Below are 24,241 nucleotides of genomic sequence, written 5' to 3'. Positions count from 1 at the left end.
GGGGGGGGGGGGGGGGGCGGGCCCCCGCGCGCGCCCGGGCGGGCCCCCCCCCCCCCCCCACCCCGGCGCGCCCTTCGGCTCTCTCGCCGGCGCGCTTCGGCGGACGGACGGCCGGCAGTGGGGACGGGCGGCATTGAGGACGGGCGGCAGGACTGCTCAGCAGTCGCAGCCGCAGCCGTCGCAGCAGCAGCCGTCGCAGCACCCGCCGTCGCCGCAGCAGTTCGAGCAGCAGTCGCATCCGTCGCACGCGTCCCCCGCATCGCACCACGGGTCGCGCCGCTGCCGGGACCAGGGCCCGTCGTGCTCCGTGCAGCACATCTGGCACGTGCAGAACAGCCCCAGGAACGCGGCGCAGCCGGCCAGCAGACCGCGCGGCGGCTTGTGCGGACGCTGCGGTCCGCCCGGCGGAGGCGGCAGCAGGGGGCTGCCCGGCCCCTGCGGGGTCCCGTACGGATTGCCGTAGGGGTTGCCGTACGGGTTGTTCGCCTCCGGCGCGGCACCGCCGGCCGCCGGGGAGCCGTCCGGCAGCAGCAGCCCCTGCGCGTGACCGCAGCTCGTGGTGCCGAACGCGCGGTCCACCGAGTTCCGCAGCTCGTGGACCAGCAGCAGGTGGGCGAGGCCGCGGTCGGCGAACTCGACCTCCTTCAGCGCCAGCCGTATCCCGTGCAGGGCGTCGTCGCACAGCCGGCGGGCCTCCTCGCGGGAGGTGCCGGTGGCGGTGAGGGGGTTCCAGGCGCCGGAGGCGGCGTCGGCGGCCTGGTCCTCGACGGCGTCCAGCAGGTGCGCGAGCCGCCCGAAGAGCGCCCCGGCCTCGGCGAGCGGGGCCGCGTTGCCCGGCCGGCCGGCCAGGACTGCGGTATGGGCGAAGGCCGCCGCGGTGGCGGTCTCGGTGGGCTCGGTGACGACGAGCACCGGCGTGCCGGGGCCGGCCAGGGACTCCACCCCGGCCTGCCGGTCCACCGCCTCGACCAGCACCGAGGTGTCGAAGCCGACCGCGGCGCCGGTGCGCGCCCCGGCCCGGTCCCAGCCGCGGGCCACGGTGCGCGCGGCGGCGGCGATGGGGGCCCGCGCCAACAGCCCGTCGCGGTCGGCCACGTGGTCCCGCACCTTGGCGGAGGCGAGGACGAGGGAGACGGCGGCGGCGAGCCGGGCGCCCTCGCCCCGGGCGACGGAGGCGGTGCGCATGCCGCGCAGCGGGCAGGGGCCGGCGGTGCGCCGGGCACCGGCGACCGGCCCCGACTGAGCCTCCGTCAGGACGGAGACGAGCAGCCCGTCGTAGTTCGTGACCACCCGGGCGAGCTGGCCGTGGTCCCCGCGAAGTGCCAGGCACAGTCCGCAGAGATGGGCCATCCACTCCGCCCTGAAGCGCTCACCGAGGCGGTGGCTGCAGGGCCTGACAATTCCGAACACGACGGTCCCCCCGTGCATCGATCGCGTGTGCCGGGGAATCGTACCGGCCAGGTTTACTCACCCGAACGCCCCGTGCGTCACCCGTACGGAGCGATGCGTCGTATTTTCACTCAGACAGCAGTCAGGGCCGCGAAGATCCTTAGCGGAACACCGGAAGTTCTGCACCAGAACCGTCACGAAACCCCTGTGCGGCGGCTATCCACTTGGCGCGTTGTCAGCATCATGGACGACCATAGGGATGCGGAACCAAGAACTGACCGCGGTGGAAGGAGGCGTCCATGGGTTCGGTGCGCAAGGCGAGTGCCTGGCTGGGACTTGTCGAGGACAGCGACGACGAGCGTTACTACGACGACGAGTACGCCCAGGACTCGGGGGCCGGCGACCAGTGGGTCACCGACCCGCGCGTCAGGGTGGCCTCCGACTCCGCCGTGGAGCACGGCCGTCGGATCGCCACGGTCACCCCGGACGGCTTCCGGGACGCCCGCGGCATCGGCGAGCTGTTCCGCGACGGCGTGCCCGTCATCGTGAACCTCTCGTCGATGGACCCCTCGGACGCCAAGCGCGTGGTCGACTTCGCGGCCGGTCTGACGTTCGGACTGCGGGGCTCGATCGAGCGGGTGGCGACCCGGGTCTTCCTGCTGACCCCGGCCGACACCCAGATCGTGAACGAGAACGGCCACCGCGCCGAGGACGGCTTCTTCAACCAGAGCTGAGCAGGGCCTCACCGGCCGCCCCGGTCCGCCGCCCCCGCGGCCTACCGGAACGCGTCGAGTCCGGTGAGCGCCTTGCCCAGCACCAGCTGGTGCATCTCGACGGTGCCCTCGTAGGTGAGGACCGACTCCAGGTTGGTCGCGTGCCGCATGACGGGGTACTCGAGCGAGATCCCGTTCGCGCCCAGGATGGTGCGGGCGGTGCGGCAGATCTCGATGGCCTCGCGCACGTTGTTGAGCTTGCCGAAGCTGACCTGCTCGGGGCGCAGCCGCCCGGCGTCCATGCGCGTGCCCAGGTGGTGGGCCAGCAGGATGCCCTTGTGGAGTTCCAGCGCCATGTCCGCGAGCTTGGCCTGGGTGAGCTGGAAGCCGCCGATCGGCTTCCCGAACTGCTCGCGGGTCTTCGCGTAGTCCAGTGCCGCCTCGAAGCTGGCGCGGGCCGCACCCATCGAGCCCCAGACGATCCCGTAGCGCGCGTGGCTGAGGCAGCTCAGCGGGCCCTTGAGACCGGTGACGCCCGGCAGCACCGCGTCGGCGGGCAGCCGTACCTCGTCCATGACCAGTTCGCTGGTGACCGAGGCGCGCAGCGACCACTTGTGCCGGATCTCGGGGGCGGAGAAGCCGGGCGCGTCCGTGGGGACGGCGAAGCCGCGGATGCCCTCGTCGGTCTGGGCCCAGACGACGGCGACGGCGGCCACGGAGCCGTTGGTGATCCACATCTTGCGGCCCGTCAGGATCCAGTCGGTGCCGTCCCGCTTGGCGTACGTGCGCATGCCGGCCGGGTCGGAGCCGACGTCGGGCTCGGTGAGGCCGAAGCAGCCGATGAGCTCGCCGGCGGCCATGCCGGGCAGCCAGCGCTGCTTCTGCTCCTCGGAGCCGTACTTCCAGATCGCGTACATCGCCAGCGACCCCTGTACGGAGACCAGCGAGCGGATGCCGGAGTCGGCGGCCTCCAGCTCCAGGCAGGCCAGGCCGTACTGGACGGCGCTGGCGCCGGCGCAGCCGTACCCCTCCAGGGACATGCCGAGGGCGCCGATGGCGCCGAGCTCGCGGGCCAGCTCGCGGATGACGGGCAGTTCGCCGCTCTCGTACCACCCGGCGACGTGGGGCAGGACGCGGTCGGCCGCCCAGGTGCGGACGGTGTCGCGGACCGCGAGGTCCTCGGGGCTGAGGAGGTCGTCGATGCCGAGGGGGTCGGCGGGGTCGAAGGGCGGCGTTGCGGACACGGGTGGCCTCCGGCGGGCGCGAGGGTGGCGGGGCGGCCGCGGTGGCGGCCCGACCCGAAAACTAGCGGTGGAAGTTTTAAGCCTCGGCGCCGACGTTACGGCTCAGGGTGCGGCGCGTCCAGACCCGGCCGCCCCGACCGCGCCGTGCCGCGCGCGCGAGGGCCCGGGCACCTTGACCCGGCGGCCGGCCGGACCGCCGTTCGGCTGCGCGGGCAGCGCCACCGTACCGGCCGTGGCCGCCACCGGCACACCGCCCTCGGCGGCCTCGGCGGCCTCGTCCCGCGCTTCCGGGACGGTGTCCCCGGCCTCGTCCGCCTCGCCGGCGGCGGCCGTGCAGTCCATCACCCGCGGCAGCCGCAGGGCGGCGACCGCGCCCAGCAGCAGCAGGCCGGCGCTGACCAGCAGCGTGACGTGCAGGCCGTGGACGAAGGCGGTCCGGGCGGCGTGGAAGAGGGACTCCCCCGCGGTGCCGCCGAGGCCGTCGGCGATCTGGTAGGCCTCGCCCAGGGAGTTGCCTGCGGAGGCGCTGTCGGCAGCGGAGACGCCGGGCACCTCGCGCAGGCCGGGCGCGTAGGCGGCGTTCATCACGCTGCCGAGCAGGGCGATGCCCATGCCCGCGCCGAGCTGGTACGAGGTCTCACCGATGGCCGCGGCACCGCCGGCCTGCTGCACCGGAGCCTCGCTGAGCATGGACTCGTACGCGCCGAAGAGCGTGCTCTGGAGGCCGAAGCCGAGCAGCACGAAGCCGACGGTGAGCAGCAGCGGCCGGTCGTGCTGGCCCATCAGGGTCAGCAGGACCACGGCTCCGGCGGTCAGCAGGAAGCCCAGCGAGACCATGGCGCGGGGGCCGATGCGGTGCAGGGTGTACGAGCCGCCGGCGCCGGCGGCCATGGCGGCGAAGGTCAGCGGGAGCAGCCGCAGCCCGGTCTCCAGGGGGCTCAGGCCCAGCACGAGCTGGAGGTACTGGACGGCCAGCAGCTCCAGGCCGACCAGGGCGAGCATCGCGAGCACGATGCAGCCGACGGAGGTGGCGAAGGCGGGCCGGGAGAACATCCCGATGTCGACGAGGGGGTGGGCGCGCCGCTTCTGCCGCCGGACGAAGAGCACCAGCAGCAGGGTTCCGGCGACGAGCGGCACCAGCGTCCAGGGGCTGAGGACCGCGTCGCCCGCGCCGGCCCGCTTGACGCCGAGGACCACGCCGAGGATGCCGGCCGCGGCCATCAGGGCGCCCAGGACGTCCCAGGGTCCCTTGCCCGTGCCCCGGGATTCCGGCAGCAGCCAGCGGGCGGCCGGGAGCAGCAGCGCCATGAGCGGGATGTTGATGAGGAAGACCGAGCCCCACCAGTAGTTCTCGACCAGGAAGCCGCCGAGCACCGGCCCGGTGGCCGCGCCGACGGCGGCGACGGCGGTCCAGATGCCGATGGCCAGGGCGCGCTCGCGGCGGTCGGGGAAGACCTGCCGGATGATCGACAGGGTGGCCGGCATGATCATCGCGCCGCCGATGCCGAGCAGCACCCGGGCGGCGATCAGCACCTGTGCGTTGTCCGCGAGGGCGGCGACGGCCGAGGCGACGCCGAAGAGGGCGTACCCGAGCAGCAGGACGCGACGGCGCCCGACGCGGTCGCCGAGCGTGCCGAAGAGGATCAGCAGCGAGGCGCAGACCAGGGGGTAGGCGTCGACGATCCAGAGCAGCTCGATGGAGCCGGGGCGCAGGTCCTCGGTGACCGCCGGGACGGCCACGTGCAGGATGGTGGCGTCGAGGGCGACGAGGACGAGGCTGACGCAGAGGACGAGGAGGACCACCCAGCGGTTCGCGCCGCCCTGGGCCGCGGCGAGCCGCCGGGCCTGTCGTTGCCAGGGGGAAGGGATCCGCTCTCGGACCGTGTTCGTCCCTGACATGCATGTACCTCCCAGGTGATCCCTCGCACTCGGCGGACCAGCGGTGTGAGCTCTGGTGCCACGCGTTCCGCGGGCGTTCCACGGCGTTCTTCGGGGTCCGGCATCGACTGGCGAGTGAACCGCCAGCGTACGCGAGTTCGGCTGTGGATCACGTGGTCAAGCTCTCACCCCTGCGGCCGCCGGGGTGTGGCGTACACCACTCGCACCACCCCTGCGTACGCGCCCGGTGACGGCCCGTGGTCCCGGGTCGCCTCCACCGATAATCATGCCCGTGACCGATCTTGCTCCACCCGCTCCGCCGCACCCGTCCCGGGGCGCCGCCCTGTCCGCCGCGCTGCGCAGGGCCGCGCCCGCACTGCTGGGCTTCGCCGCCGTGCGCCTGCTCGGCCTGGCCGCGCTGGCGGTGTGGGGGGCGGCCGCCGGCAGCAGCCCGCACCACCTGCTCGCCGAGCGCTGGGACTCGCTCTGGTACACCCGGGTCGCCGCGCTCGGGTACGGGTACGAGGTGGCGCTGCCGAACGGCGACGTCCACTCGAACCTGGCCTTCTTCCCCCTGCTGCCGTGGCTGGAGCGGGGGCTGGCCGCGGTGAGTCCGCTCGCGTACCAGGACGCGGGCCTCCTGGTGGCGTGGTCGGCCTCGCTCTTCGCCGCCTGGGGGATCTTCGCCGTCGCGGACCTGCTGTACGGGCGCCGGGCGGGGGTGCTGGCGGCGGTCGTCTGGGCGGCGCTGCCGGTCGGGATCGTGCAGTCCATGGCGTACAGCGAGTCGCTGTTCACGGCACTGGCCGCGTGGGCGCTGTACGCAGTGCTCACCGGGCGGTGGCCGGCGGCCGGTCTGCTGGCGGCCCTGGCGGGGCTGACCCGGCCGGTGGGCGCGGCGGTGGTGGCCGCGGTGTGGGCGGGGGCGCTGGTGCGGGTGCGGGCGGGCGAGCGGTCGGCCGGGATGCTCGCCGGGGTGCTGCTGGCTCCGCTGGGGGCGGCGGGGTACGTCCTGTGGGTGGGCCGGCACACCGGCGAGGGGCTGCTCGGGTACCTGGACGTGCAGGCCGGCTGGGGGAACGGCTTCGACGGGGGCTGGGCCTTCGCCCGGTTCATCGGGGGGAAGCTGGCCTCGCCCGCGTTCCTCGCGGGGGTCGGGCTGATCGCCGGCGTGGTGCTGGTGCTGTGGCTGTACTGGCGCTGCGTGCGGGCCCGGCAGCCGCTGCCGCTGCTGGTGTACTGCGGGATCGTCGTCGCGCTCGCGCTGTGCGCCTCGGGGTACTTCGGGTCGAAGCCGCGGCTGCTGCTGCCGGCCTTCCCGCTGCTGCTGCCGGTGGCGGTGGCGCTGGCCCGGTGGCGGACCCGGCGGGCGGCCGCGGTGCTGGGGGCGGCCGCGGTGCTGTCGGCGGTGTACGGGGCGTTCTGGCTGAACGGTTCCGGTCCGCCGTAGAGGTCCGGCGGGCGGGGGCCGGCGGGGGCCGGGGCCGACGGGGTCCCGGTCGGCGGGGCCCGGCCGGCTGGGACGTACGGCGGGAGGGGCGCGCGGCGGGTGCGCCGTGACCGGTACGTGACCGACACGTGACCGGGGGCCGCGCGGCGGAGCCGTCAATTCCGGAACCGGTCGGGTAATGGGATTTCCTCTCGAATAAACTCGCGCTTAGCGTCGAGTGGAATTCGAGCGGACACGATCCACCAAGGACCGCCGATTCTCGGATTGCCTTGAATAGGTCCCCGAATGAGACCTACTCCACATCACATGGTCATCACGAACCCAGCGATTCGGCCGGGCCGCGCACTCACGCGCGGTAACGTCGATTGAGTGCGTACCGACCGAATCTTCACCCGTCTGGAGCGGGTCTTCGCCCGCCTGGACCGTGAACCCGAACGACCGGCTCATCTGCAAGTACCGCAGATGAGCCGGCACCGCGTGGTGCTCTTCGGCGCGACCCTCGCCTTCTACCTCGCGATCGTGGTCGGCGTGCTGACCACGTCCGAGCTGGTCCGGCTGGACTGGCAGGTGATGTTCTTCCGCCCCTACGAGCAGTGGCCCCAGCTGCACGCGTTCCTGGACTACTACGTGGTCCTCGGCCAGCGCGGACCGACCGCGGTCATGGTCGCCGCGTGGCTCGGCTGGCGCTCCTGGCGCCAGCACACCCTCCGGCCGCTGATCACCCTCGGGGTGGCACTGCTGCTGCTCAACGTGACCGTGGGCGCGGTCAAGCTCGGTCTGGGGCGGCTCGGTCCGCACTACGCCACCCAGATCGGTTCGGCCGAGCTCTTCGCCGGCGGCGATATATTCCCCAGCGGCCACACCGCCAACGCCGTCGTGACCTGGGGAATCCTGGCCTACCTGGCCTCGACCGTACGGACCCGCCGCAACCTCTCCGTCCTCTCCGCGGTCGTCGCCCTCGGCGTCGGCGCCACCACCGTCTACCTCGGTACGCACTGGGTGAGCGACGTGCTGCTGGGCTGGGCCGCGGGCCTGCTGATCCTGCTGGCGCTGCCCTGGTTCGAGCCGCTGATCGCCCGGGTCGAGGCCTGGGTCTTCGAGCTGCGGGAGCTGCTGCGGTCCCTGCGCGCCCGGCGCCGCACCGCGGTCCCGGCGCCCGTGCCGGTCACGCCGCTGTCCACGCGGGTGTTCGTCCAGCGGCCCACCGCGGCCGACGGGGAGGAGCCCCTGCGCCCGTCGGCGCCGGCCGCGGCCCCAGCCGGCCACGCGGCCCGGACCACCGCCCACCTGGCACCGCGCCCGCACCTCATCCGTGCCGAGCGCTCCCCCGGCAGCCCGGCGGGCACCCGCCGGCCCGTGCACGCCGAGCGCGCCCCCCGCGGGGCCACCGCCACCGCCCGTCCCGCCACCGGCGCCTGACCCTCCGGGCGCCCGCCGGGGCGGCCGGATCCGGTCCCGCCGGCGGTGCGCCCGGACGTTGGTCCATCCCGGGTCACGCTTGTGTCACAGAACGTCGACAGCGGTCGAAGCGGAATCCCCTGCTCTGAATGGCGGTCACGGAGGGTTCCGCTTCCCCATTCCGCGCAGCCCTGAACCGGCCCGAATGACCCTCGAATTCCCGGCCCGCACGGGGCAATTCCCGCGCCCCCATTCCGTGTGGCGCGCCCGGCCCGGGAACTGACGCTCCATGGAATGTCCATGGTTCCTCCACAAACCCGTGCCCTCCCCGGCCGGGCCTCCGCGAACCCCGTCCCGGCCCGGCCGGACCGGCGCGTTGGCGCCCTGTTCCCGCGGACCTGCTGCCAGCATCATGGCCTGAGCCTGATACCCGATCCGCAGCACGACGGACAGCGAGGGGACCCGCGATGGGGACGGAAACCGCCGCGGCCACGGCCGCACCGGCAGACAAGCCCCGGCCCGGCAGGATCGTGGTCGACTGGCTGACCACCACCGACCACAAGAAGATCGGCCACCTCTACCTGGTCACGTCGTTCGTCTTCTTCCTGATGGCCGGCGTGATGGCCCTCATGATGCGGGCGGAACTCGCCAGGCCCGGTCTCCAGCTGATGACGAACAACCAGTTCAACCAGCTCTTCACGCTGCACGGCACGATCATGCTGCTGCTCTTCGCGACCCCCACCTTCGCCGGGTTCGCCAACGAGATCATGCCGCTCCAGATCGGCTCGCCCGACGTGGCCTTCCCCCGCCTGAACATGCTCTCGTACTGGCTCTTCCTGTTCGGCGGTCTGATCGTGCTCGGCTCGCTGCTCACCCCGAGCGGGCCGGCCGCGTTCGGCTGGTTCGCGTACGCCCCGCTGAACAGCCTGGAACGGTCCCCGGGAATCGGCGCCGACATGTGGATCATGGGGCTGGCGCTCTCCGGATTCGGCACCATCCTCGGCGCCGTGAACTTCGTGACCACGATCGTCGGAATGCGCGCCCCCGGGATGACCATGTTCCGGCTGCCGGTCTTCACCTGGAACGTGCTGTTCACCTCGATCCTGGTGCTCTTCGCGTTCCCGGTGCTCGCCGCCGCGCTGCTCTGCCTGGAGGCGGACCGGCGGTTCGGCTCGGTGGTCTTCGACGCCGGCAACGGCGGCGCGCTGCTCTGGCAGCACCTGTTCTGGTTCTTCGGCCATCCCGAGGTCTACATCATCGCCCTGCCGTTCTTCGGAATCATCACGGAGATCATTCCGGTGTTCTCCCGGAAACCGGTGTTCGGCTACCTGACCCTGGTCGCCGCCACCATGACGATCACCGGTCTGTCCATCGTGGTCTGGGCGCACCACATGTTCGCCACCGGCGCCGTGCTGCTGCCCTTCTTCTCGTTCATGTCCTTCCTGATCGCCGTGCCGACGGGCGTGAAGTTCTTCAACTGGACCGGAACGATGCTGGGGGGCTCGCTGTCCTTCGAGACGCCCATGCTGTGGGCCGTCGGCTTCCTGGTCAGCTTCCTCTTCGGCGGGCTGACCGGCGTGATCCTGGCCTCGCCGCCGATGGACTTCCACGTCACCGACTCGTACTTCGTCGTCGCCCACTTCCACTACGTGGTCTTCGGCACCGTGGTCTTCGCGATGTTCGCGGGCTTCTACTTCTGGTGGCCCAAGTTCACCGGCAGACTGCTCGACGAACGGCTCGGGAAGATCCACTTCTGGACGCTGTTCATCGGCTTCCACACCACCTTCCTGGTGCAGCACTGGCTCGGTGCCGAGGGGATGCCCCGCCGGTACTCCGACTACCTGGCCGCCGACGGGTTCACCGCGCTCAACACCGTGTCGACCATCGGCGCCCTGCTGCTGGGGCTCTCCACGCTGCCGTTCCTCTACAACGTCTGGAAGACCCGGCACGAGGGCGAGCGGGTCACGGTCGACGACCCGTGGGGCTACGGAAGGTCACTGGAATGGGCGACCTCGTGTCCGCCGCCCCGCCACAACTTCCTCACCCTGCCCCGGATCCGCTCCGAATCCCCCGCCTTCGACCTGCACCACCCCGACATCGCCGCCGCGGAGGCCGCGCTCACGCCCGGTCCGGCTCCCGCCCCGGGCCCGGCTCCGGGCTCCCCTCCCGGCTCCGCTCCGCCGCCCGGCCCAGCAGGTCCCGGGCGGCCCTGATCCGGCCGGCCAGCTCCGGCGGCTCCACCACCTCGAACTCGAAGCCCATCATCAGCACGTGGATCACCAGCACGTCGAGCGCCGCCGCGCCGGTGTGCAGCAGGCAGCTGTGCGCGTCGACGGGTTCCAGTACGCCGTCCGAGGGCGAGACGGTACGGGCCGCCTCCTCGGCCGGCACCAGCAGCCGCAGCACGGCCCGGGCGGCGTAGGCCCGCTGGGAGACGCCTTCCGACACGTACGCGGCCAGGTCATCGGCGGGCGGGGTGCGCGGCGGGAACCGGGGGCCGTGCGGCGGCCTCGGCTCGATCCGGTCGGCCCGGAAGGTCCGCCAGTCGTCCCGGTCCACGTCCCAGGCCACCAGGTACCAGCGGCGCTCGGTGCACACCAGCCGGTGCGGTTCGACGGTGCGCCGGCTGGTCTCGCCCCGGTGGTCCCGGTAGAGGAAGCGCAGCCGCTCGCCGTCCCGGCACACCGCGGCCAGGTCGGTCAGCACGGAGGCGTCGACGGCCGGCCCGCCGGGCGCCCTGAGCATGGGCACCGTGAACTCGTTGAGGGCCGACACCCGCCGCCGCAGCCGCCCGGGCAGCACCTGCTCCAGCTTGGCCAGGGCCCGTACGGAGGCCTCGCCGATGCCCTCGACGCCGTTCCCGGCGGCGGTGCGCAGGCCCACGGCCACGGCCACCGCCTCGTCGTCGTCGAGCAGCAGGGGCGGCAGCTCGGCACCCGCGCCCAGCTGGTAGCCGCCGCCGGTGCCGGGGCTGGCGTTGACCGGGTAGCCGAGCTCCCGCAGCCGGTCCACGTCCCGGCGGACCGTGCGCGGCGTGACGCCGAGCCGCTCGGCCAGGTCGGCGCCGGTCCATTCGCGGTGGGCCTGCAACAGGGAGAGCAGGCGCAGCAGTCGTGCGGAGGTCTCGAGCATGGGCCCGAGTCTGCCAGCGCGCCGGCCGGCGGCGGCCGGGCCGGTACGGGAGCTGCCGGCCGGGCCGCCGACTAGCCGCGCGGCCGGGCCGGTACGGGAGCCGCGGTCAGGGCCGGTACGGGAGCTGAGGGACGACGAAGCAGTTGGCGGTCATGTCGGGGCCCTGGTCCACCCAGGTCCTGCCGTCCTGCCAGCGGGCCACGGACAGGCAGGTGCGGCGCTCCTCGGGGGGCGTGGCGGAGGGCACGTACGAGGCCGGCAGCAGCAGGCCCCGGGCGGTGTAGGGCTCGGGGCGGTCCATGAAGCGCTCGACGCACGCGCGGGTGAGGTCCGGCAGGCAGGAGCGGGCCGCGTCGGTGAACCACATGGCGGCGGCCCAGCCCTCCAGCTGCCACTGGGACAGCGGCCGGTCGCCCATGGCGGTGCGGAACTCGCGCACCGCGGGGTGGCCCGCCTCGGCGTGGTTGCGGCTGGAGCCGGTCACCCAGAGGGAGTTGCGGCAGCGCGGGGCGGCGGCGTAGTCGCGCTCCACGGTGTCGTTCCAGTTCTGCACGTTGGTGACCTTGGCGGTGACGTCGACCCCGGCCGCGTCCATCGCCTCGCACAGGCGGGCGTTGCCGTGGCTGTCGAGCGCGTCGAAGACCAGGTCCACGCCGCGGGCCTTCAGATCGGCCGCCACCGCACGGAAGTTGGGCAGAGCGAAGTCCACCTGTTCCTGGACCACGGTGTAGCCCTCGGCCTTCAGGCCCTCGGTGACCAGCCGGGCGTACGCGGCGGAGGCGGCCTGGTTGTAGGCGACCACGGCGGCGCTGCGGGCGCCCTGGGTCTGCTTGAAGTACCGGTAGACCTCGGTGCCGCCGTAGAGGGTGCCGTTCCAGCCGGGGGCGGTGCCGGTGCGGGGGGCCTGGCTGCCGTAGATCCCGTACAGGTGCGGGTAGGTGTCGTAGGCGGGTCCGATGGGCTGTCCCCCGATGTCGGGGACGCCGGCCCGGCTGACGAGCGGGGCGCCGGCGTAGTCGAGGGCGGTGGTGGCGACCAGGGCGAACACCTTCCGCTCGTCGAGGAGTTCGTGGACGCACTCGTTGTTGCCGATGCCGCTGCCGCCGTCGTCGCAGGTGACCACCTCGACGGGGCGCCCGCCGAGGCCGCCCTGCGCGTTGAGGGTGGCGAAGTACGCCTTGGCGCCCTCGCCGGGACCGGTGAACGCGTCGCCCCCGACCGGGCTGGTGACGCTGGCGATCAGGCCGACGCGGACCGGCGCGCCGGTGGCGGCGGCCGACGGCGGCGTGGTGCCCCGCCCTTCGAAGGCGGTTTCGGGCAGCCGGCTGCCGCAGGCCGCGCCCAGCGCGACGACGGCCGCGAGCAGGAGGTGCCGGAGGGCTCGGGGGCGGGCCGCCCGGTGCGGGGCGGCCCGGTGAGGGGCAGCCGGGCGAGGGAGGGCCGGGCGCCGGAGGGCCGGGCGCCGGAGGGCCGGGCGCGGGAGCGCCGGCTGCCGGGCGGTCCGGCGTACGTCGGCCCGGCGCGGGGGCAAGGGCGTCAGCAGCCCGGCACGGACGTGTCGCCGCTGAGCTGGATCAGCGCGCACAGCGTCTTCGTGGACACCTTCCAGACCTGGTCCACGTGGACGGAGGTGCCCTTGGAGGCGGTCAGGGCCGGGGTGCCGCCGACGAGCAGGTCGTACGTCACGGAGGCCTCGGTGGGCGAGGTGAACTCGACCTTCGTCACCTTGGCCGAGGTCTGCTGCGCGTTGGGGTCGGCGCGCATGGCGAGCAGCACGGGCTGGAGGGTGTCGCCGTTCTCCAGCAGCTTGACCTTCTCCTCGGTGGGGGTCTTCGGGTCGAAGAACGCCACCCAGTTCCTGGTGACCTCCGCCTCGGCCGCGGCCGGGTCGGCGGGGCCGGACGGGCCGGTCGGCGTGGGGGCCGCCACGCTCGGCGTGCCCGGCGTGGCACCGCCGTTGCCGCCGCCGTCGTCGGAGCATCCGACCGCGGCGGGGGTCAGCACGAGGACCGCCGCCGCGGCGAGCGCCGCGATACGAGAGTGTCTGCCCAGGACCATCTGGCTCACCACCGGTGTCCGAGCGAGCCGTTCGGCTCGATGCTTCCAGGGTCTGATGCTTCCGGGCATAGTGCAAGAAACCAGCCGCCGTCCGGTCCTCCGGGGCCGGTGCGCACCACCGTCGAGGGGGTTGCCGATGCGGGACGCTCCGCGCCCGGCGCTGTGGGCCGCCGTGGGGGCGCTGGTCTGCGGGGCGCTGCTGTGCGTGCTGGGGTGGTACGGGATCTCCGGCGAGCGTTACGCCGAGCGGCAGCTGCCCTACCTGGCCTCCTGCACGGTGCCGGGGGCGGCACTGATGGTGGCGGGGGCGGTGCTGCTGGCGGCGGTGCTGGTGCGGGGCGGGACGGCGGCGGAAGGGGTTCCGGGACCGGTGGCGCACGGCCGTCAGGAACGGGACGGGGCGGTGCCGTTCGGGTCCGGGGCGGTGTCCTCCGCGTCGGGGGCGGTGGCGTACGGGGCCTTGGCCCCAGGAGCCTTGGCGTCCTCCGACGGGCCGCCGCTGCGGGTGCCCGGCGGGACGCTGGCCCACCGGCCCGACTGCCCGCTGGTGGACGGCCGTCCGGACGCGGAGGAGGCGGCCGGCGCGGATCTGACGCCGTGCCCGGTGTGCGAGCCGTCGTGGCCTCGCTGACGTACGAGCTGACGCTGGCCGGGCTGGCGGTCGGCAGTGCCGCCGCGCTCACCGGGATCGGGCTGATCGTCACCTACCGGGCCACCGGGGTGCTGAACCTCGCGCACGGTGCCGTGGCGATGGTGTGCGCGTACGTGATGCGCCAGCTGGCGGTGGAGTGGCACTGGCCGGTGCCGGCCGCGGGGGCGGTCACGCTGCTGCTGGTCGCGCCCGGGATCGGGCTGCTGCTGGACCGGGCCGTGTTCCGGCCGCTGGCGGTGCGGGGCGCCGGTCCCGACCTGACGCTGGTGGCCTCCATCGGGGTGTTCGTGCTGCTGGTGGGGGCGGCCGTGCTGGCGTGGGGGACGGGGGCGCGGGACGACGCGCCGGTGCTGGTGGGCGGCGAGCCGTGGTCCCAGCTGGCGGCGGCGGTGCTGGTCGCGCTGCTGGTGGCGGTGGTGACCCGGCGTACGCGCTTCGGGCGGTCGCTGCGGGCCGTGGTGGACAACCGGGCGCTGGCCGCGCTCGGCGGCATCGACGCCGACCGCGTGGCCGCGGTGGGCTGGGCCTTCGGGTCGTTCACGGCGGGGCTGACGGGCGTGCTGCTGGCCCCGTACGTGCGGCTGGACCCGTACGGGCTGCCGCTGCTGGTGCTGGAGGTGGTGGCGGTCACGGTGCTGGCCCGGATGCGGAGCCTGCCCGTGGCGATCCTGGCCGCGCTCGCCCTGGGGGTGGCGCAGGCCCAGCTGACGCGGTTCCATCCGGAGGGCTGGGCCGCGCCGCTGCTGGGGGCGGTGGCGGCGAACCTGTTCGTGCTGGCCCTGCTCGGGGCGACGCTGCTGGTGCCGGTGCCCGCGGGGGAGGTGCCGGAGCGGGGGGCGGCGGGGCCGGTGGGTGCCGGCGGCGGGTGGCGGGTGGGGGGCCGGGCGCCGCTCGTGTGGTTCGCGGCCGGGCTGCTGTTCCTGCTGCCGCTGGGGTTCGGCGGGGACGACCTGCAGACCGCCGTGCGGGTGCCGGCCCTGGCCGTGGTGCTGCTGTCGCTGGTGGTGGTCACGGGGCGCGGGGGTCAGATCTCGCTGGGGCAGGCGGCGTACGCGGGGCTGGGGGCGCTGTTCACCGCGCTGCTGGCCGCCGGGCGGTTCCCCGGGCTGCCCGCCGTGCCGGAGCCGGCCGCGCTCGCCCTCGCCGTGCTGCTGGTGGCGCCGCTCGGGCTGCTGACCGGGTGGCCCGCGATCCGGCGCCACGGGCTGGCGCTGGCCCTGGCCACCCTGGCGGTCGGGGTGGCCGTGAGCCGGTTCGTCTTCGCCCAGCCGTACGCCACCGCCGGGCTGGAGCTGGGCCGCCCGGCCGGCTTCGCCGAGGACCGCGCGTACTACGTCCTGGAGCTGGTGCTGCTGGCGGTGGCCCTGGTGGCGGTGGGTGCGCTGCGGCGGGGGCGGACCGGGCGGGGGCTCGCCGCGATGCGGGACCATCCGGCGGGCGCGGGGGCGGCGGGGGTGGCCGTGGACCGGCTGAAGCTGGGCGCGTTCGTCGTCGGTGCCGCCCTGGCCGCGCTGGGCGGCGGGATGCTGGGGATGGGGGTGCGGGCCTTCGACCCGGAGGCCTTCGACCCGGTGCGGGGGCTGCTGTGGTTCGCCGCGGTGGTGGTCGTGGGCGCGGACAGCATGCTGGGCGCGCTGCTGGCCGCCGCGCTGCTGGTCGGCCTGGACGCCGGTGCCCGGGGCGGTGTCGCGGCCGCCGCGATCGGTCTGCTGGCCACGCTGGTCGGCCGCTTCCCGACGGGCCTCGCCGGTCTCCTCGCCCCCGCCGCCCCTCCCCCGCCGCCCACGACCGCCCGCCGCCCCGGCCCGCCGCCCCCGTCGGCTGGGGCCGGTCCGGCCCCCGCTCCCGCCGCTGCCCGTATCCCTGCCGGACCGCAGCCCGACGGACGCGCCCCGGCCCCGCGCAGCCCCGGCACACCGCCGCCCGAAGCGCACCCGGACGCCCGGCCCGGACGCCCGCCTGCCCCCGAGGGGCGGGGGCAGGGCCCCGGCACACCGCCACCCGCCGCACCCGCGCCCGGGCCGGCCCCGACGCCCCGCGCCGCCGGCCCCCGCGCCGCCGGGCCCCAGCCCGTGGGTCCCGGTCCCGGTACACCCGAGCACGACGGGGCGCGACCAGTCGCGCACGGCCCCGCAGGGCCGCCGGCGGAGCCGCGCCGGGCCGGTGGCGCGGCTGTTCCCGTGCCCGTCCTCGGGAGCGAGGGGGTGCGCGGGGTTGGCCGGGGGCCGCAGGGGCCCGTCCCGGCAGCGGCGGGCGCGGCGGGGCGCGTCGCGCTGCGGGCCGAGGCCTTGCACGCGCATTACGGGGGGTACCACGTACTGCGCGGGGTCGAGCTGGTCGTGCCGGCCGGGCGGGTGACGGGTGTGGTGGGGTCGAACGGCGCGGGGAAGAGCACCCTCTTCCACTGCCTGGCCGGCACGCTGCGGCCCAGCGGCGGCCGGGTGCTGCTGGGCGGACGGGACGTCACCCGGCTGCCCGCGTACGCGCGTGCGCGCCTGGGGCTGCTGCGTTCCTTCCAGCAGCCGGCGGTCTTCGGTTCCCTCACCGTCGAGGAGAACGTCCGCGTGGGCGCCGAGCAGGGACACCGCCCGGCCCCCCGGGCGGTCGAGCGGGCCCTGCGGCTGCTGGACCTCGACGGCCCGGTGCGCCGCGCCCCGGCCGCCGGGCTGTCGACCGGCACGCTGCGGCGGGTGGAGCTGGCCCGGGCCCTCGCGGCGGACCCCCGGGCGCTGCTGCTCGACGAGCCGGCCGCCGGACTCGACACGGCCGAGGTCGAGGCCCTCGCCCGCGTCCTGCGCGCCCTGGCCGCCGACGGGACGGCGCTGCTCCTCATCGAGCACGACCTCGACCTGGTGGCCCGGCTCGCCGACACCGTCCACCGCATGGAGGCCGGTGTGCTCCGCCCCGAGCCCCTCCCCTCCCGGACGCCGCATGACCGTTGACATTGCAATGTCAGGTGTGAAGGTGCGCTACGGCCCCCTGGAGGCCCTGCACGGCGTGGACCTGGCCCTCCCCGCCGCCACCCTCACGCTCCTCGTCGGCCGGAACGGATCCGGCCGCACCTCCGTCCTGCGGGCCCTGGCCGGCGCGGTGCCGGTCGCGGCCGGCACGGTGCGCTGGCGCGGCGAGGACGTGACCCGGATGCGGGCCCACGACCGGGCGCGCCGCGGCCTGTGCTTCGTACCGGACGAGCGTGCCCTGTACGGCACGCTCACGGTGGCCGAGAACCTCGCCCTGGCCGCCCCCGCCGGTGACCCTTCGGCCGCTCTGGAGGCGTACCCGGCGCTCGCCGTCCTGCTCCCCCGCACCGCGGCGACCCTGTCGGGCGGTGAGCAGCGCCAGCTCGCGGTGGCCCGGGCGCTGCTCGCCGCCGGTGCCCGCCCGGACCCGGTGGTGCTGGTCGACGAGCCGGTGCAGGCCATGTCCCCGGAGGTGGCGGCCCGTACGTACGGGCTGCTCGCCGGCCTCGCCCGGGCGGGGGCCACGGTGGTGGCCGCGGAGCAGCGGGTGCCGCGGGCCCTGGCCCGTCCCGGCGTCCTGGTGCACGAACTCGTGCGCGGGCGGGTCGCGTTCAGCGCAGAGGCGGTGGAGCCGGTGGCAGCGCTGCTGCCGCGACCTTCGGAAGGGCCAGGATCCAGCCGATCCGCAGCACGTTCGGAGTGGCCCCGATGAGCGCGGAGTTGAGCCGGTGCAGCTCCTGCCAGCCGCCCGCGACCCGGTACCTGCGGGCCACCGAGTACAGGGTGTCGCCGGCCCGCACCACGTGGGCGCGCCCGCTCAGCCCGTACCTCCTGGCGCACACCGGCCAGGCCTCCCACCCCTGCTCGGGCAGCAGGTTCTCGGCGACCCTGATCTGCTGTGCCCGGGTGGCGAGGTCGGCGCGGGCGGCGTAGGCCTGCCCGCCGTACCTGACCCAGGTGGTCTGCCGGAACTGGAGCCCGCCGTAGTAGCCGTTGCCGGTGTTGATGTTCCAGCGGCCGCTGCTCTCGCAGTCGGCGAGGCAGTCCCAGGGCCAGGTGCCGCCGGGTCCGCAGTCGCCGGGTCCGGTGCCGATGACGCCCTCCGAGCCGACGTGGCCGACGCCGGCGGGCCCGGGTGCCGGGGGCGGCGGGGCCACGGCCGGGGCGTCCGGGCCGGCGGCGTGGGCCCGTACGGCCGGGGGCGGGACGAGCGCCAGCGCGGCGGCGGCCAGCAGGACCGCCGCCAGGTTCCGGAGGGGAGGCATCGGGTCACGCTACGCACCGCTCGCCGGGGGGCCGCCGTGCCGCGCGGCGGGGTCACGCGGGCCCACCCGGTCGGCCCAGGCCCGTCGGCCACCCGTTCGTGCGACTTCGGACAGCGAGAGGCCCGCAACGGCCAGGAAACGCACCGAAGGGAAAGACCCGGGTGGCGGGTTCACCCGGGTGGTCGGCCGGTTCGATTCCGTTCCCCTGAACGGCGTGACCCCGGCCGCGGGTCCCCCGTTGAGACCGGCAGAGCCGGGAACCGCCCGGCCACGCACGTCTAGTCCGAGGAGTCACCCCGTGCCGCGCATGCTCGACGTCAGTGATGACGTACGCGCCGAGATCGGCGACGAAGAAGCCGAACTCCTGCTCCGGGGCGAGACCGCGCCCGGCAGTTACGACTGCACCTCCTGCCGCACCCCGGGGGACTCCGAGCGGGAACGCACCAGCACCGTGCTGTTCGTCGGCGACGAGACCGCCGTGCTCGCCTTCGCCCACGCCACCTGCATCCCCTCCCAGGTCGTGGCGGTCTCCGAAGAGCAGCTCCAGGGCGCCGTCCGCAGCATCACCGGCGACGGCCCCTCCCCCGACCTGGCCCAGGCCGTGCCGCAGGCCGTGCCGGGCGGCCAGGCCGTCCTGGGCATCACCAGCGGGCTGCTCCTCATCGGGGGCGAGCTGTACCCGGCCCTCGTGGTGGAGCCGACCGCGCCGATCGCCCGCCCCGGCACCACCGGCCCCGGCGACGACTTCCTCCCGCTGCTGATCGAGCAGGGCTTCGTCCCGGTCACCGACATGGCCTCGCTGCCGTCGGCGCTCTCGGGCTGGTCGGTGCTGCTCGCCATGGGCAAGCTGCACGCCGTGCTCCAGCCGGGCCCGAACGGGGGCAGCCCGGTCGCCTGGTGGCAGGCCCACCAGGCGCTGCCGGTCACCGAGGGCTGGCGGGCCGCCGCCAACCGCTCGCAGAAGGTGCTGGTGTACGCCGCGCCGGTCGGCTCCATCGGCCAGCAGCCGCGTGAGGACCTGCTCCGCGACGCCCTGGACAAGGCGGCGGCCTCCGGGCTGCTCGTGGCCGCCGAGCTGCCGCTCGCGGGCACCTGATCCGTCGCCCGGGACGGGCGGGCGGGACGCGCCGGGGGTACACGTCAGGGCCGTGTTCGGGTCCGTGTACCCCCGGCGATCTGCGTTTTTCCGGCCGCGCCCGCATCCGAGCGGCCTCGGGGGTCGTTGGCAGCACGTGCACTCATACGACGCCTCTCGCCAGCAGAGCCACGGCTACGGCCACGTCCCCGCGATGCGCCCCGCGCGCGAGCGGGAGCCCCACGGCGGCTCGCACACTCCGATCTACGACGCCCTCTGCTCGGAGTACCTGCGGGCCTTCCGGGCGCTGCCGGGCGACCGTACGGGCGAGGAGGACCTGGGGTTCGCCGGCTTCGGTGCGCTCACCAGCGGCGGCTTCCTGAGCTCGTACGCGGAACCGTGGACGCCCTGGGGCGACCGGGCGGGGGACCGGCCCGGCGACCGTTACGGGGACCGGCCGGGCGACGGCTGGCAGGTCCCCTCGTACGCGGGCGGGCACGGCTCCGCGTACGCGTACGCGGGCGGGCGGCAGCACCCGTCCGGAACCCACGTCCCGGCGGCGCTGCCGCCCGCCCCGCGCCGGGGGGCCTGAGCCCGCCGTACGCCCGTACGTCGCCTACTTCTTCTTCTGGCCGCGCTTCTCGCGCACCCGGACCGAGATGTGGATCGGGGTGCCCTCGAAGCCGAACTCCTCGCGCAGGCGGCGCTCGACGAAGCGGCGGTAGCCGTGCTCCAGGAAGCCCGACGCGAACAGCACGAACCGCGGGGGCTTGGTGCCCGCCTGGGTGCCGAACAGGATGCGCGGCTGCTTGCCGCCCCGGATCGGGTGCGGGTGGGCGGCGACGATCTCGCCGAGGAAGGCGTTGAGGCGGCCGGTCGGGACGCGCGTCTCCCAGCCCGCGAGGGCGGTCTCGATCGCCGGGACCAGCTTCTCCATGTGGCGGCCGGTCTTGGCGGAGACGTTCACCCGGGGCGCCCAGGAGACCTGCTGCATCTCGGTCTCGATCTCGCGCTCGAGGTAGTAGCGGCGCTCCTCGTCGAGGGTGTCCCACTTGTTGTACGCGATGACCACGGCGCGGCCGGACTCGACGGCCATGGTGATGATCCGCTGGTCCTGGACGCTGATCTTCTCGCTGGTGTCGATCAGGATGACCGCGACCTCCGCCTTCTCGACGGCGGCGGCCGTGCGCAGCGAGGCGTAGTAGTCGGAGCCCGACTGGAGGTGGACCTTCTTGCGGATGCCGGCGGTGTCGACGAACTTCCAGGTGACGCCGCCGAGCTCGATCAGCTCGTCGACCGGGTCGCGGGTGGTGCCGGCCAGCTCGTTGACGACGACCCGCTCCTCCCGCGCGACCTTGTTGAGGAGCGAGGACTTGCCGACGTTCGGGCGGCCGATGAGCGCGATGCGGCGGGGGCCGCCGACGGTGCTGCCGCCGAAGGTCTGCGCCGGGGCCTCGGGGAGGACCTCCAGGACGGCGTCCAGCATGTCGCCGGTGCCGCGGCCGTGCAGCGAGGAGACCGGGTAGGGCATGCCCAGGCCGAGGGACCACAGGGCGGCCGCGTCGGCCTCGCCGCTCTGGCCGTCGACCTTGTTGGCGCACAGCACGACGGGCTTGCCGGCCCGGCGCAGCAGCTTGACGACGGCCTCGTCGGTGTCGGTGGCGCCGACCTTGGAGTCGACGACGAAGACGCAGGCGTCGGCGGCCTCGATGGCGTACTCCGCCTGGGCGGCGACGGAGGCGTCGAGGCCGAGGACGTCCTGCTCCCAGCCGCCGGTGTCGACGACCTTGAAGCGGCGGCCGGCCCATTCGGCCTCGTAGGTGACGCGGTCGCGGGTGACGCCGGGCTTGTCCTCGACGACGGCCTCGCGGCGGCCGATGATGCGGTTCACCAGGGTGGACTTGCCGACGTTGGGGCGGCCCACGACGGCGAGGACGGGGAGCGGGCCGTGGCCGGCCTCCTCGATGGCGTCCTCGACGTCCTCGATGTCGAAGCCCTCTTCCGCGGCGAGCTCCATGAACTCCGCGTACTCGGCGTCGCCGAGCGCTCCGTGGTCGTGCTGGTCGTTCATGAAGTCCGTTCCTCGTCGTTCGTGGTGGTCGGTGGCACCCGCGGGGCGGGTCCACTACTTGGTCGTGGCGGTGAGCCGCTCCCTCTTAGAGAGTCTCACCTAGCGCCCGGTGAGGCGCCTGGCGTTTTCCAGGTGGGCGGTCAGCCGCTCCTGGATGCGTACGGTGGCCTCGTCCAGCGCCTTGCGGGTGCGCCGCCCGGTGCCGTCGCCGGCGTCGAAGGCGTCTCCGAAGACGACGTCCACGCGGCCCTTGAGCGGGGGCAGCGCCTTGACGAGGCGGCCCTGGCGGTCGGTGCTGCCGAGCACGGCCACCGGGACGATCGGGGCGCCGGAGCGGACCGCGAAGTACGCGAGGCCGGCGCGCAGCGAGGCGAAGTCGCCCTCCCCGCGGGTGCCCTCGGGGAAGATGCCGAGGACGCCGCCGGTCTCCAGGACGCCGAGCGCCCGGGTGATGGCGGTGCGGTCGGCGCTCGTGCGGTCCACGGCGAGCTGACCGATTCCGCGCAGGAACGGGTCGAGCGGGCCGACGAACGCCTCCTTCTTGATCAGGAAGTGCACGGGGCGCGGCGCGGTGCCCATGAGCATCGGGCCGTCGATGTTGTGGGCGTGGTTCACGGCCAGGATGACGGGTCCGGTGGCGGGCACCTTCCAGGCGCCGAGCACGCGGGGCCGCCACAGGCCGTACATGAGGCCGATGCCGATCCGGCGTCCGACCGCCGCTCCCCGGGGAGAGGGCGTGTCGTTCACTTGGCGGCCCGCTTCTCCTCGACCAGGGTGACGACGCACTCGATGACCTGGTCCAGGGTGAGGTCGGTGGTGTCGACCTCGACGGCGTCGTCCGCCTTGGCGAGCGGGGAGGTCTTGCGGCCGGAGTCGGCGGCGTCGCGCTTGATCAGGGCGGCCTTGGTGGTGGCCAGGTCGGTGGCCTCCTTGCCCTTGAGCTCGCCGCTGCGGCGGGCGGCGCGGGCCTCGGCGGAGGCGGTCAGGAAGACCTTGAGGTCGGCGTCCGGGAGGACGGTGGTGCCGATGTCGCGGCCTTCGACCACGATGCCGCCCTCGGCGGCGGCCGCGATGGTCCGCTGGAGGTCGGTGATCAGGGCGCGCACCTCGGGGACGGCGCTGACGGCGCTGACCTTGGAGGTGACCTCCTGGGTGCGGATGGGGCCCGAGGCGTCGAGGCCGTCGACGGTGATGGTGGGCGCGGAGGGGTCCGTGCCCGAGACGATCACCGGCTTGGCGGCGGCGAGTGCGATGGCCTGGGGGTCCTCGGTGTCGATGCCGTTGCTGAGCATCCACCAGGTGATGGCGCGGTACTGGGCGCCGGTGTCGAGGTAGGAGAGCCCGAGCTTGGCCGCGACGGCCTTGGAGGTGCTGGACTTGCCCGTGCCGGAGGGACCGTCGATGGCGACGATCACGGCGGACGAAGCGGTTTCCACGGTGTCTTGCACCTTCCTGGTTGCGCGAGCGGTGTCCGGGCGCGCGAAAACGCCCCTCTCCAAGGTTACCGGCCCGGCGGGGCGGCCCCGGCCGGGCGGTGGCGGCGGGGCCCCGGGGGCGTCCGGGGCCCGGGGCCGGGGGCGTCCGGGGCCCGGGCCCCGGACGCCGGCGGGCGACGGCCGCCCGCGGTCCCGGGTCACTGCTGGCGCAGGGCCCAGCCGCTCTCGCGGAGGGTGGCGGTGAGGGCGGCCACGGCGCGCGGCTCGACCATCAGCTGGACGTGGCCGGCCTGCTGGCCGGTGGCGTGCTCGATGCGCACGTCCTCGATGTTGACGCCGGCCCGGCCGGCGTCCGCGAAGATCCGGGCCAGCTCGCCGGGCTGGTCGCTGATGAGTACGGCCACCGTCTCGTACGCGGCGGGGGCGGTGCCGTGCTTGCCGGGCACGCGGGTGCGGCCGGCGTTGCCGCGCCTGAGCACGTCCTCGATGTCCGCGGCGCCCTCGCGGCGCTCGTCCTCGTCGGCGGACTGCAGCGCGCGCAGGGCCCGTACGGTCTCGTCGAGGTCGGCGGCGATGCCGGAGAGCACGTCGGCGACGGGGCCGGGGTTGGCGGAGAGGATCTCGACCCACATGCGGGGGTCGGAGGCGGCGATCCGGGTGACGTCCCTTATGCCGCCGCCGCAGAGCCGTACGGCGGTCTCGTCGGCGGTCTCCAGGCGGGCGGCGACCATGCTGGAGACGAGCTGGGGGGTGTGCGAGACGAGGGCGACGGCCCGGTCGTGGGCGTCGGCGTCCATGACGACGGGCACGGCGCGGCAGAGGGCCACGAGCTCCAGGGCCAGGTTGAGGACCTCGGTGTCGGTCTCGCGGGTGGGCGTGAGGACCCAGGGGCGGCCCTCGAAGAGGTCGGCGGTGGCCGCCAGGGGGCCGGACTGCTCCTTGCCGGCCATGGGGTGGGTGCCGATGTACGTGGTGAGGTCGATGCCCTTGGCCTCCAGCTCGCGCCGGGGGCCGCCCTTGACGCTGGCCACGTCGACGTAGCCGCGGGCGAGGCCGCGGGCCATGGCGTCGGCGAGGGCCGCGGAGACGTGGGCCGGGGGCACGGCCACAAGGGCGAGGTCGACCGGGCCGTCGGGGGCCTCGTCGGTGCCGGCGCCGAGGGCGGCGGCGGTGCGGGCCTGGGCGGGGTCGTGGTCGGCGAGGTGGACCTTGACCCCGCGTCCGGCGAGGGCGAGCGCCGCGGAGGTGCCGATCAGTCCGGTTCCGATGACGACGGCGGTTCTCACGGGGGCGCTCCTTGGTCGGGGGGCGGGCTGGGCTGTCCAGCGTAGTCAGCCCGTGACGCGCCGCGCGCGACCGCCCGCCCACCGAGACGATCTTGCCCGCCGGGGGCCCGCATACCGGGCGAGGGGGTACGGGCGGACCGCGTGTGCCGGTGCCCGGACGCGGGGGTTGCCCGGACGCGGGGGTGGCCCGGACGTGAAGGTGGCTGGACGCAGGGGGTTGCCCGGACGTCAGGG

At 74.8% G+C, this 24,241-nt stretch carries 20 protein-coding genes; 9 read left to right on the top strand and 11 right to left on the bottom strand.

Annotated features, from left to right (window positions below):
- Positions 1-156: 156 nt before the first annotated feature.
- Positions 157-1,410 carry a DUF5685 family protein gene (locus tag ACIQUQ_RS18040; RefSeq protein ID WP_403976743.1) on the bottom strand — a complete coding sequence of 418 codons (1,254 nt, stop codon included), beginning with the start codon at positions 1,408-1,410 and terminating at the stop codon, positions 157-159.
- 278 nt (positions 1,411-1,688) lie between these two features.
- Here ACIQUQ_RS18040 and ACIQUQ_RS18035 point away from each other — a divergent pair, with 278 nt between their 5' ends.
- Complete coding sequence (locus ACIQUQ_RS18035; protein WP_399955031.1) at positions 1,689-2,123, top strand: cell division protein SepF; 435 nt, start codon at positions 1,689-1,691, stop codon at positions 2,121-2,123.
- Positions 2,124-2,164: 41 nt separating this feature from the next.
- On the opposite strand, the gene ACIQUQ_RS18030 is transcribed toward ACIQUQ_RS18035, so the two are convergent.
- Together ACIQUQ_RS18030 and ACIQUQ_RS18025 are read right to left on the bottom strand one after the other, a co-directional pair.
- Entirely contained in the window at positions 2,165-3,346 is a 1,182-nt protein-coding gene (locus ACIQUQ_RS18030; protein ID WP_403976741.1) for an acyl-CoA dehydrogenase family protein, read from the bottom strand.
- A gap of 102 nt (positions 3,347-3,448) precedes the next feature.
- A complete protein-coding gene (locus ACIQUQ_RS18025) occupies positions 3,449-5,245 on the bottom strand; it encodes an MFS transporter (protein ID WP_403976739.1) in 1,797 nt (598 codons plus the stop codon).
- A 265-nt stretch (positions 5,246-5,510) separates the two neighbouring features.
- Here ACIQUQ_RS18025 and ACIQUQ_RS18020 point away from each other — a divergent pair, with 265 nt between their 5' ends.
- The 3 genes from ACIQUQ_RS18020 (at position 5,511) to ctaD (ending at position 10,285) form a co-directional block, all read left to right on the top strand.
- Positions 5,511-6,674 carry a hypothetical protein gene (locus ACIQUQ_RS18020; protein WP_403976737.1) on the top strand — a complete coding sequence of 388 codons (1,164 nt, stop codon included), beginning with the start codon at positions 5,511-5,513 and terminating at the stop codon, positions 6,672-6,674.
- A 369-nt stretch (positions 6,675-7,043) separates the two neighbouring features.
- Positions 7,044-8,093: a phosphatase PAP2 family protein gene (locus tag ACIQUQ_RS18015; RefSeq protein WP_403976735.1), complete on the top strand. Its 1,050-nt coding sequence runs from the start codon at positions 7,044-7,046 to the stop codon at positions 8,091-8,093.
- A gap of 446 nt (positions 8,094-8,539) precedes the next feature.
- Positions 8,540-10,285, top strand: a complete 1,746-nt coding sequence (gene ctaD / locus ACIQUQ_RS18010) for a cytochrome c oxidase subunit I (protein WP_403976733.1) — start codon at positions 8,540-8,542, stop codon at positions 10,283-10,285.
- On the opposite strand, the gene ACIQUQ_RS18005 is transcribed toward ctaD, so the two are convergent.
- From ACIQUQ_RS18005 to ACIQUQ_RS17995, 3 genes are all read right to left on the bottom strand, one after another.
- Positions 10,191-11,204 (bottom strand): helix-turn-helix transcriptional regulator, encoded by a 1,014-nt coding sequence (locus ACIQUQ_RS18005; RefSeq protein WP_403976731.1) that lies wholly within the window; start codon positions 11,202-11,204, stop codon positions 10,191-10,193. The two genes, ctaD and ACIQUQ_RS18005, sit on opposite strands and share 95 nt — an antisense overlap.
- A 106-nt stretch (positions 11,205-11,310) precedes the next feature.
- A complete protein-coding gene (locus tag ACIQUQ_RS18000) occupies positions 11,311-12,570 on the bottom strand; it encodes an ABC transporter substrate-binding protein (protein ID WP_403977022.1) in 1,260 nt (419 codons plus the stop codon).
- A gap of 170 nt (positions 12,571-12,740) precedes the next feature.
- The gene (locus ACIQUQ_RS17995) at positions 12,741-13,262 is read right to left on the bottom strand and encodes a hypothetical protein (protein ID WP_403976729.1); all 522 of its coding nucleotides are present in this window, start codon (positions 13,260-13,262) and stop codon (positions 12,741-12,743) included.
- Positions 13,263-13,398: 136 nt separating this feature from the next.
- Between ACIQUQ_RS17995 and ACIQUQ_RS17990 the strand changes: the two genes are divergently transcribed.
- Genes ACIQUQ_RS17990 through ACIQUQ_RS17980 form a run of 3 tightly spaced genes read left to right on the top strand, consistent with a single transcriptional unit; the run spans position 13,399 to position 17,586 of the window.
- On the top strand, positions 13,399-13,893 hold the full coding sequence (locus ACIQUQ_RS17990; protein WP_403976727.1) for a hypothetical protein: 495 nt from the start codon (positions 13,399-13,401) through the stop codon (positions 13,891-13,893).
- Positions 13,881-16,856: an ATP-binding cassette domain-containing protein gene (locus tag ACIQUQ_RS17985; protein ID WP_403977020.1), complete on the top strand. Its 2,976-nt coding sequence runs from the start codon at positions 13,881-13,883 to the stop codon at positions 16,854-16,856. Before ACIQUQ_RS17990 ends, ACIQUQ_RS17985 begins: the two co-directional genes overlap by 13 nt.
- Positions 16,846-17,586 carry an ATP-binding cassette domain-containing protein gene (locus ACIQUQ_RS17980; protein WP_403976725.1) on the top strand — a complete coding sequence of 247 codons (741 nt, stop codon included), beginning with the start codon at positions 16,846-16,848 and terminating at the stop codon, positions 17,584-17,586. Before ACIQUQ_RS17985 ends, ACIQUQ_RS17980 begins: the two co-directional genes overlap by 11 nt.
- Here the strand turns inward: ACIQUQ_RS17980 and ACIQUQ_RS17975 are convergent.
- Complete coding sequence (locus ACIQUQ_RS17975) at positions 17,486-18,139, bottom strand: transglycosylase family protein (protein WP_403976723.1); 654 nt, start codon at positions 18,137-18,139, stop codon at positions 17,486-17,488. The two genes, ACIQUQ_RS17980 and ACIQUQ_RS17975, sit on opposite strands and share 101 nt — an antisense overlap.
- Positions 18,140-18,437: 298 nt before the next feature.
- On the opposite strand from ACIQUQ_RS17975, the gene ACIQUQ_RS17970 reads away from it, so the two are divergent.
- Both ACIQUQ_RS17970 and ACIQUQ_RS17965 read left to right on the top strand, forming a co-directional pair.
- On the top strand, positions 18,438-19,235 hold the full coding sequence (locus tag ACIQUQ_RS17970; protein WP_403976721.1) for a hypothetical protein: 798 nt from the start codon (positions 18,438-18,440) through the stop codon (positions 19,233-19,235).
- 136 nt (positions 19,236-19,371) lie between these two features.
- Positions 19,372-19,806 carry a hypothetical protein gene (locus ACIQUQ_RS17965; protein ID WP_403976719.1) on the top strand — a complete coding sequence of 145 codons (435 nt, stop codon included), beginning with the start codon at positions 19,372-19,374 and terminating at the stop codon, positions 19,804-19,806.
- Between the two features lie 24 nt (positions 19,807-19,830).
- Here ACIQUQ_RS17965 and der read toward each other — a convergent pair whose 3' ends face one another.
- The 4 genes from der to ACIQUQ_RS17945 form a co-directional block, all read right to left on the bottom strand.
- On the bottom strand, positions 19,831-21,285 hold the full coding sequence (gene der, locus ACIQUQ_RS17960; RefSeq protein ID WP_399955070.1) for a ribosome biogenesis GTPase Der: 1,455 nt from the start codon (positions 21,283-21,285) through the stop codon (positions 19,831-19,833).
- A gap of 99 nt (positions 21,286-21,384) precedes the next feature.
- The gene (locus tag ACIQUQ_RS17955; RefSeq protein ID WP_403977018.1) at positions 21,385-21,972 is read right to left on the bottom strand and encodes a lysophospholipid acyltransferase family protein; all 588 of its coding nucleotides are present in this window, start codon (positions 21,970-21,972) and stop codon (positions 21,385-21,387) included.
- A gap of 56 nt (positions 21,973-22,028) precedes the next feature.
- Positions 22,029-22,733: a (d)CMP kinase gene (cmk, locus tag ACIQUQ_RS17950; protein WP_403976717.1), complete on the bottom strand. Its 705-nt coding sequence runs from the start codon at positions 22,731-22,733 to the stop codon at positions 22,029-22,031.
- Positions 22,734-22,918: 185 nt separating this feature from the next.
- Positions 22,919-24,007, bottom strand: a complete 1,089-nt coding sequence (locus ACIQUQ_RS17945) for a prephenate dehydrogenase (RefSeq protein ID WP_403976715.1) — start codon at positions 24,005-24,007, stop codon at positions 22,919-22,921.
- Between the last annotated feature and the right edge of the window lie 234 nt (positions 24,008-24,241).

The sequence above is a fragment of the Streptomyces sp. NPDC101118 genome (genome assembly GCF_044759445.1).
Taxonomy (GTDB): Bacteria; Actinomycetota; Actinomycetes; order Streptomycetales; family Streptomycetaceae; genus Streptomyces.
This window is presented reverse-complemented; position numbering and strand designations above follow the sequence as displayed.

Coding starts and splice junctions, on each gene's coding strand:
- ACIQUQ_RS18035 (WP_399955031.1), top strand. CDS start 1,689: ATGGGTTCGGTGCGCAAGGCGAGTGCCTGGCTGGGACTTGTCGAGGAC.
- ACIQUQ_RS18025 (WP_403976739.1), bottom strand. CDS start 5,245: ATGTCAGGGACGAACACGGTCCGAGAGCGGATCCCTTCCCCCTGGCAA.
- ACIQUQ_RS18020 (WP_403976737.1), top strand. CDS start 5,511: ATGCCCGTGACCGATCTTGCTCCACCCGCTCCGCCGCACCCGTCCCGG.
- ctaD (WP_403976733.1), top strand. CDS start 8,540: ATGGGGACGGAAACCGCCGCGGCCACGGCCGCACCGGCAGACAAGCCC.
- ACIQUQ_RS18005 (WP_403976731.1), bottom strand. CDS start 11,204: ATGCTCGAGACCTCCGCACGACTGCTGCGCCTGCTCTCCCTGTTGCAG.
- ACIQUQ_RS17995 (WP_403976729.1), bottom strand. CDS start 13,262: ATGGTCCTGGGCAGACACTCTCGTATCGCGGCGCTCGCCGCGGCGGCG.
- ACIQUQ_RS17990 (WP_403976727.1), top strand. CDS start 13,399: ATGCGGGACGCTCCGCGCCCGGCGCTGTGGGCCGCCGTGGGGGCGCTG.
- ACIQUQ_RS17980 (WP_403976725.1), top strand. CDS start 16,846: ATGACCGTTGACATTGCAATGTCAGGTGTGAAGGTGCGCTACGGCCCC.
- ACIQUQ_RS17975 (WP_403976723.1), bottom strand. CDS start 18,139: ATGCCTCCCCTCCGGAACCTGGCGGCGGTCCTGCTGGCCGCCGCCGCG.
- der (WP_399955070.1), bottom strand. CDS start 21,285: ATGAACGACCAGCACGACCACGGAGCGCTCGGCGACGCCGAGTACGCG.
- ACIQUQ_RS17955 (WP_403977018.1), bottom strand. CDS start 21,972: ATGTACGGCCTGTGGCGGCCCCGCGTGCTCGGCGCCTGGAAGGTGCCC.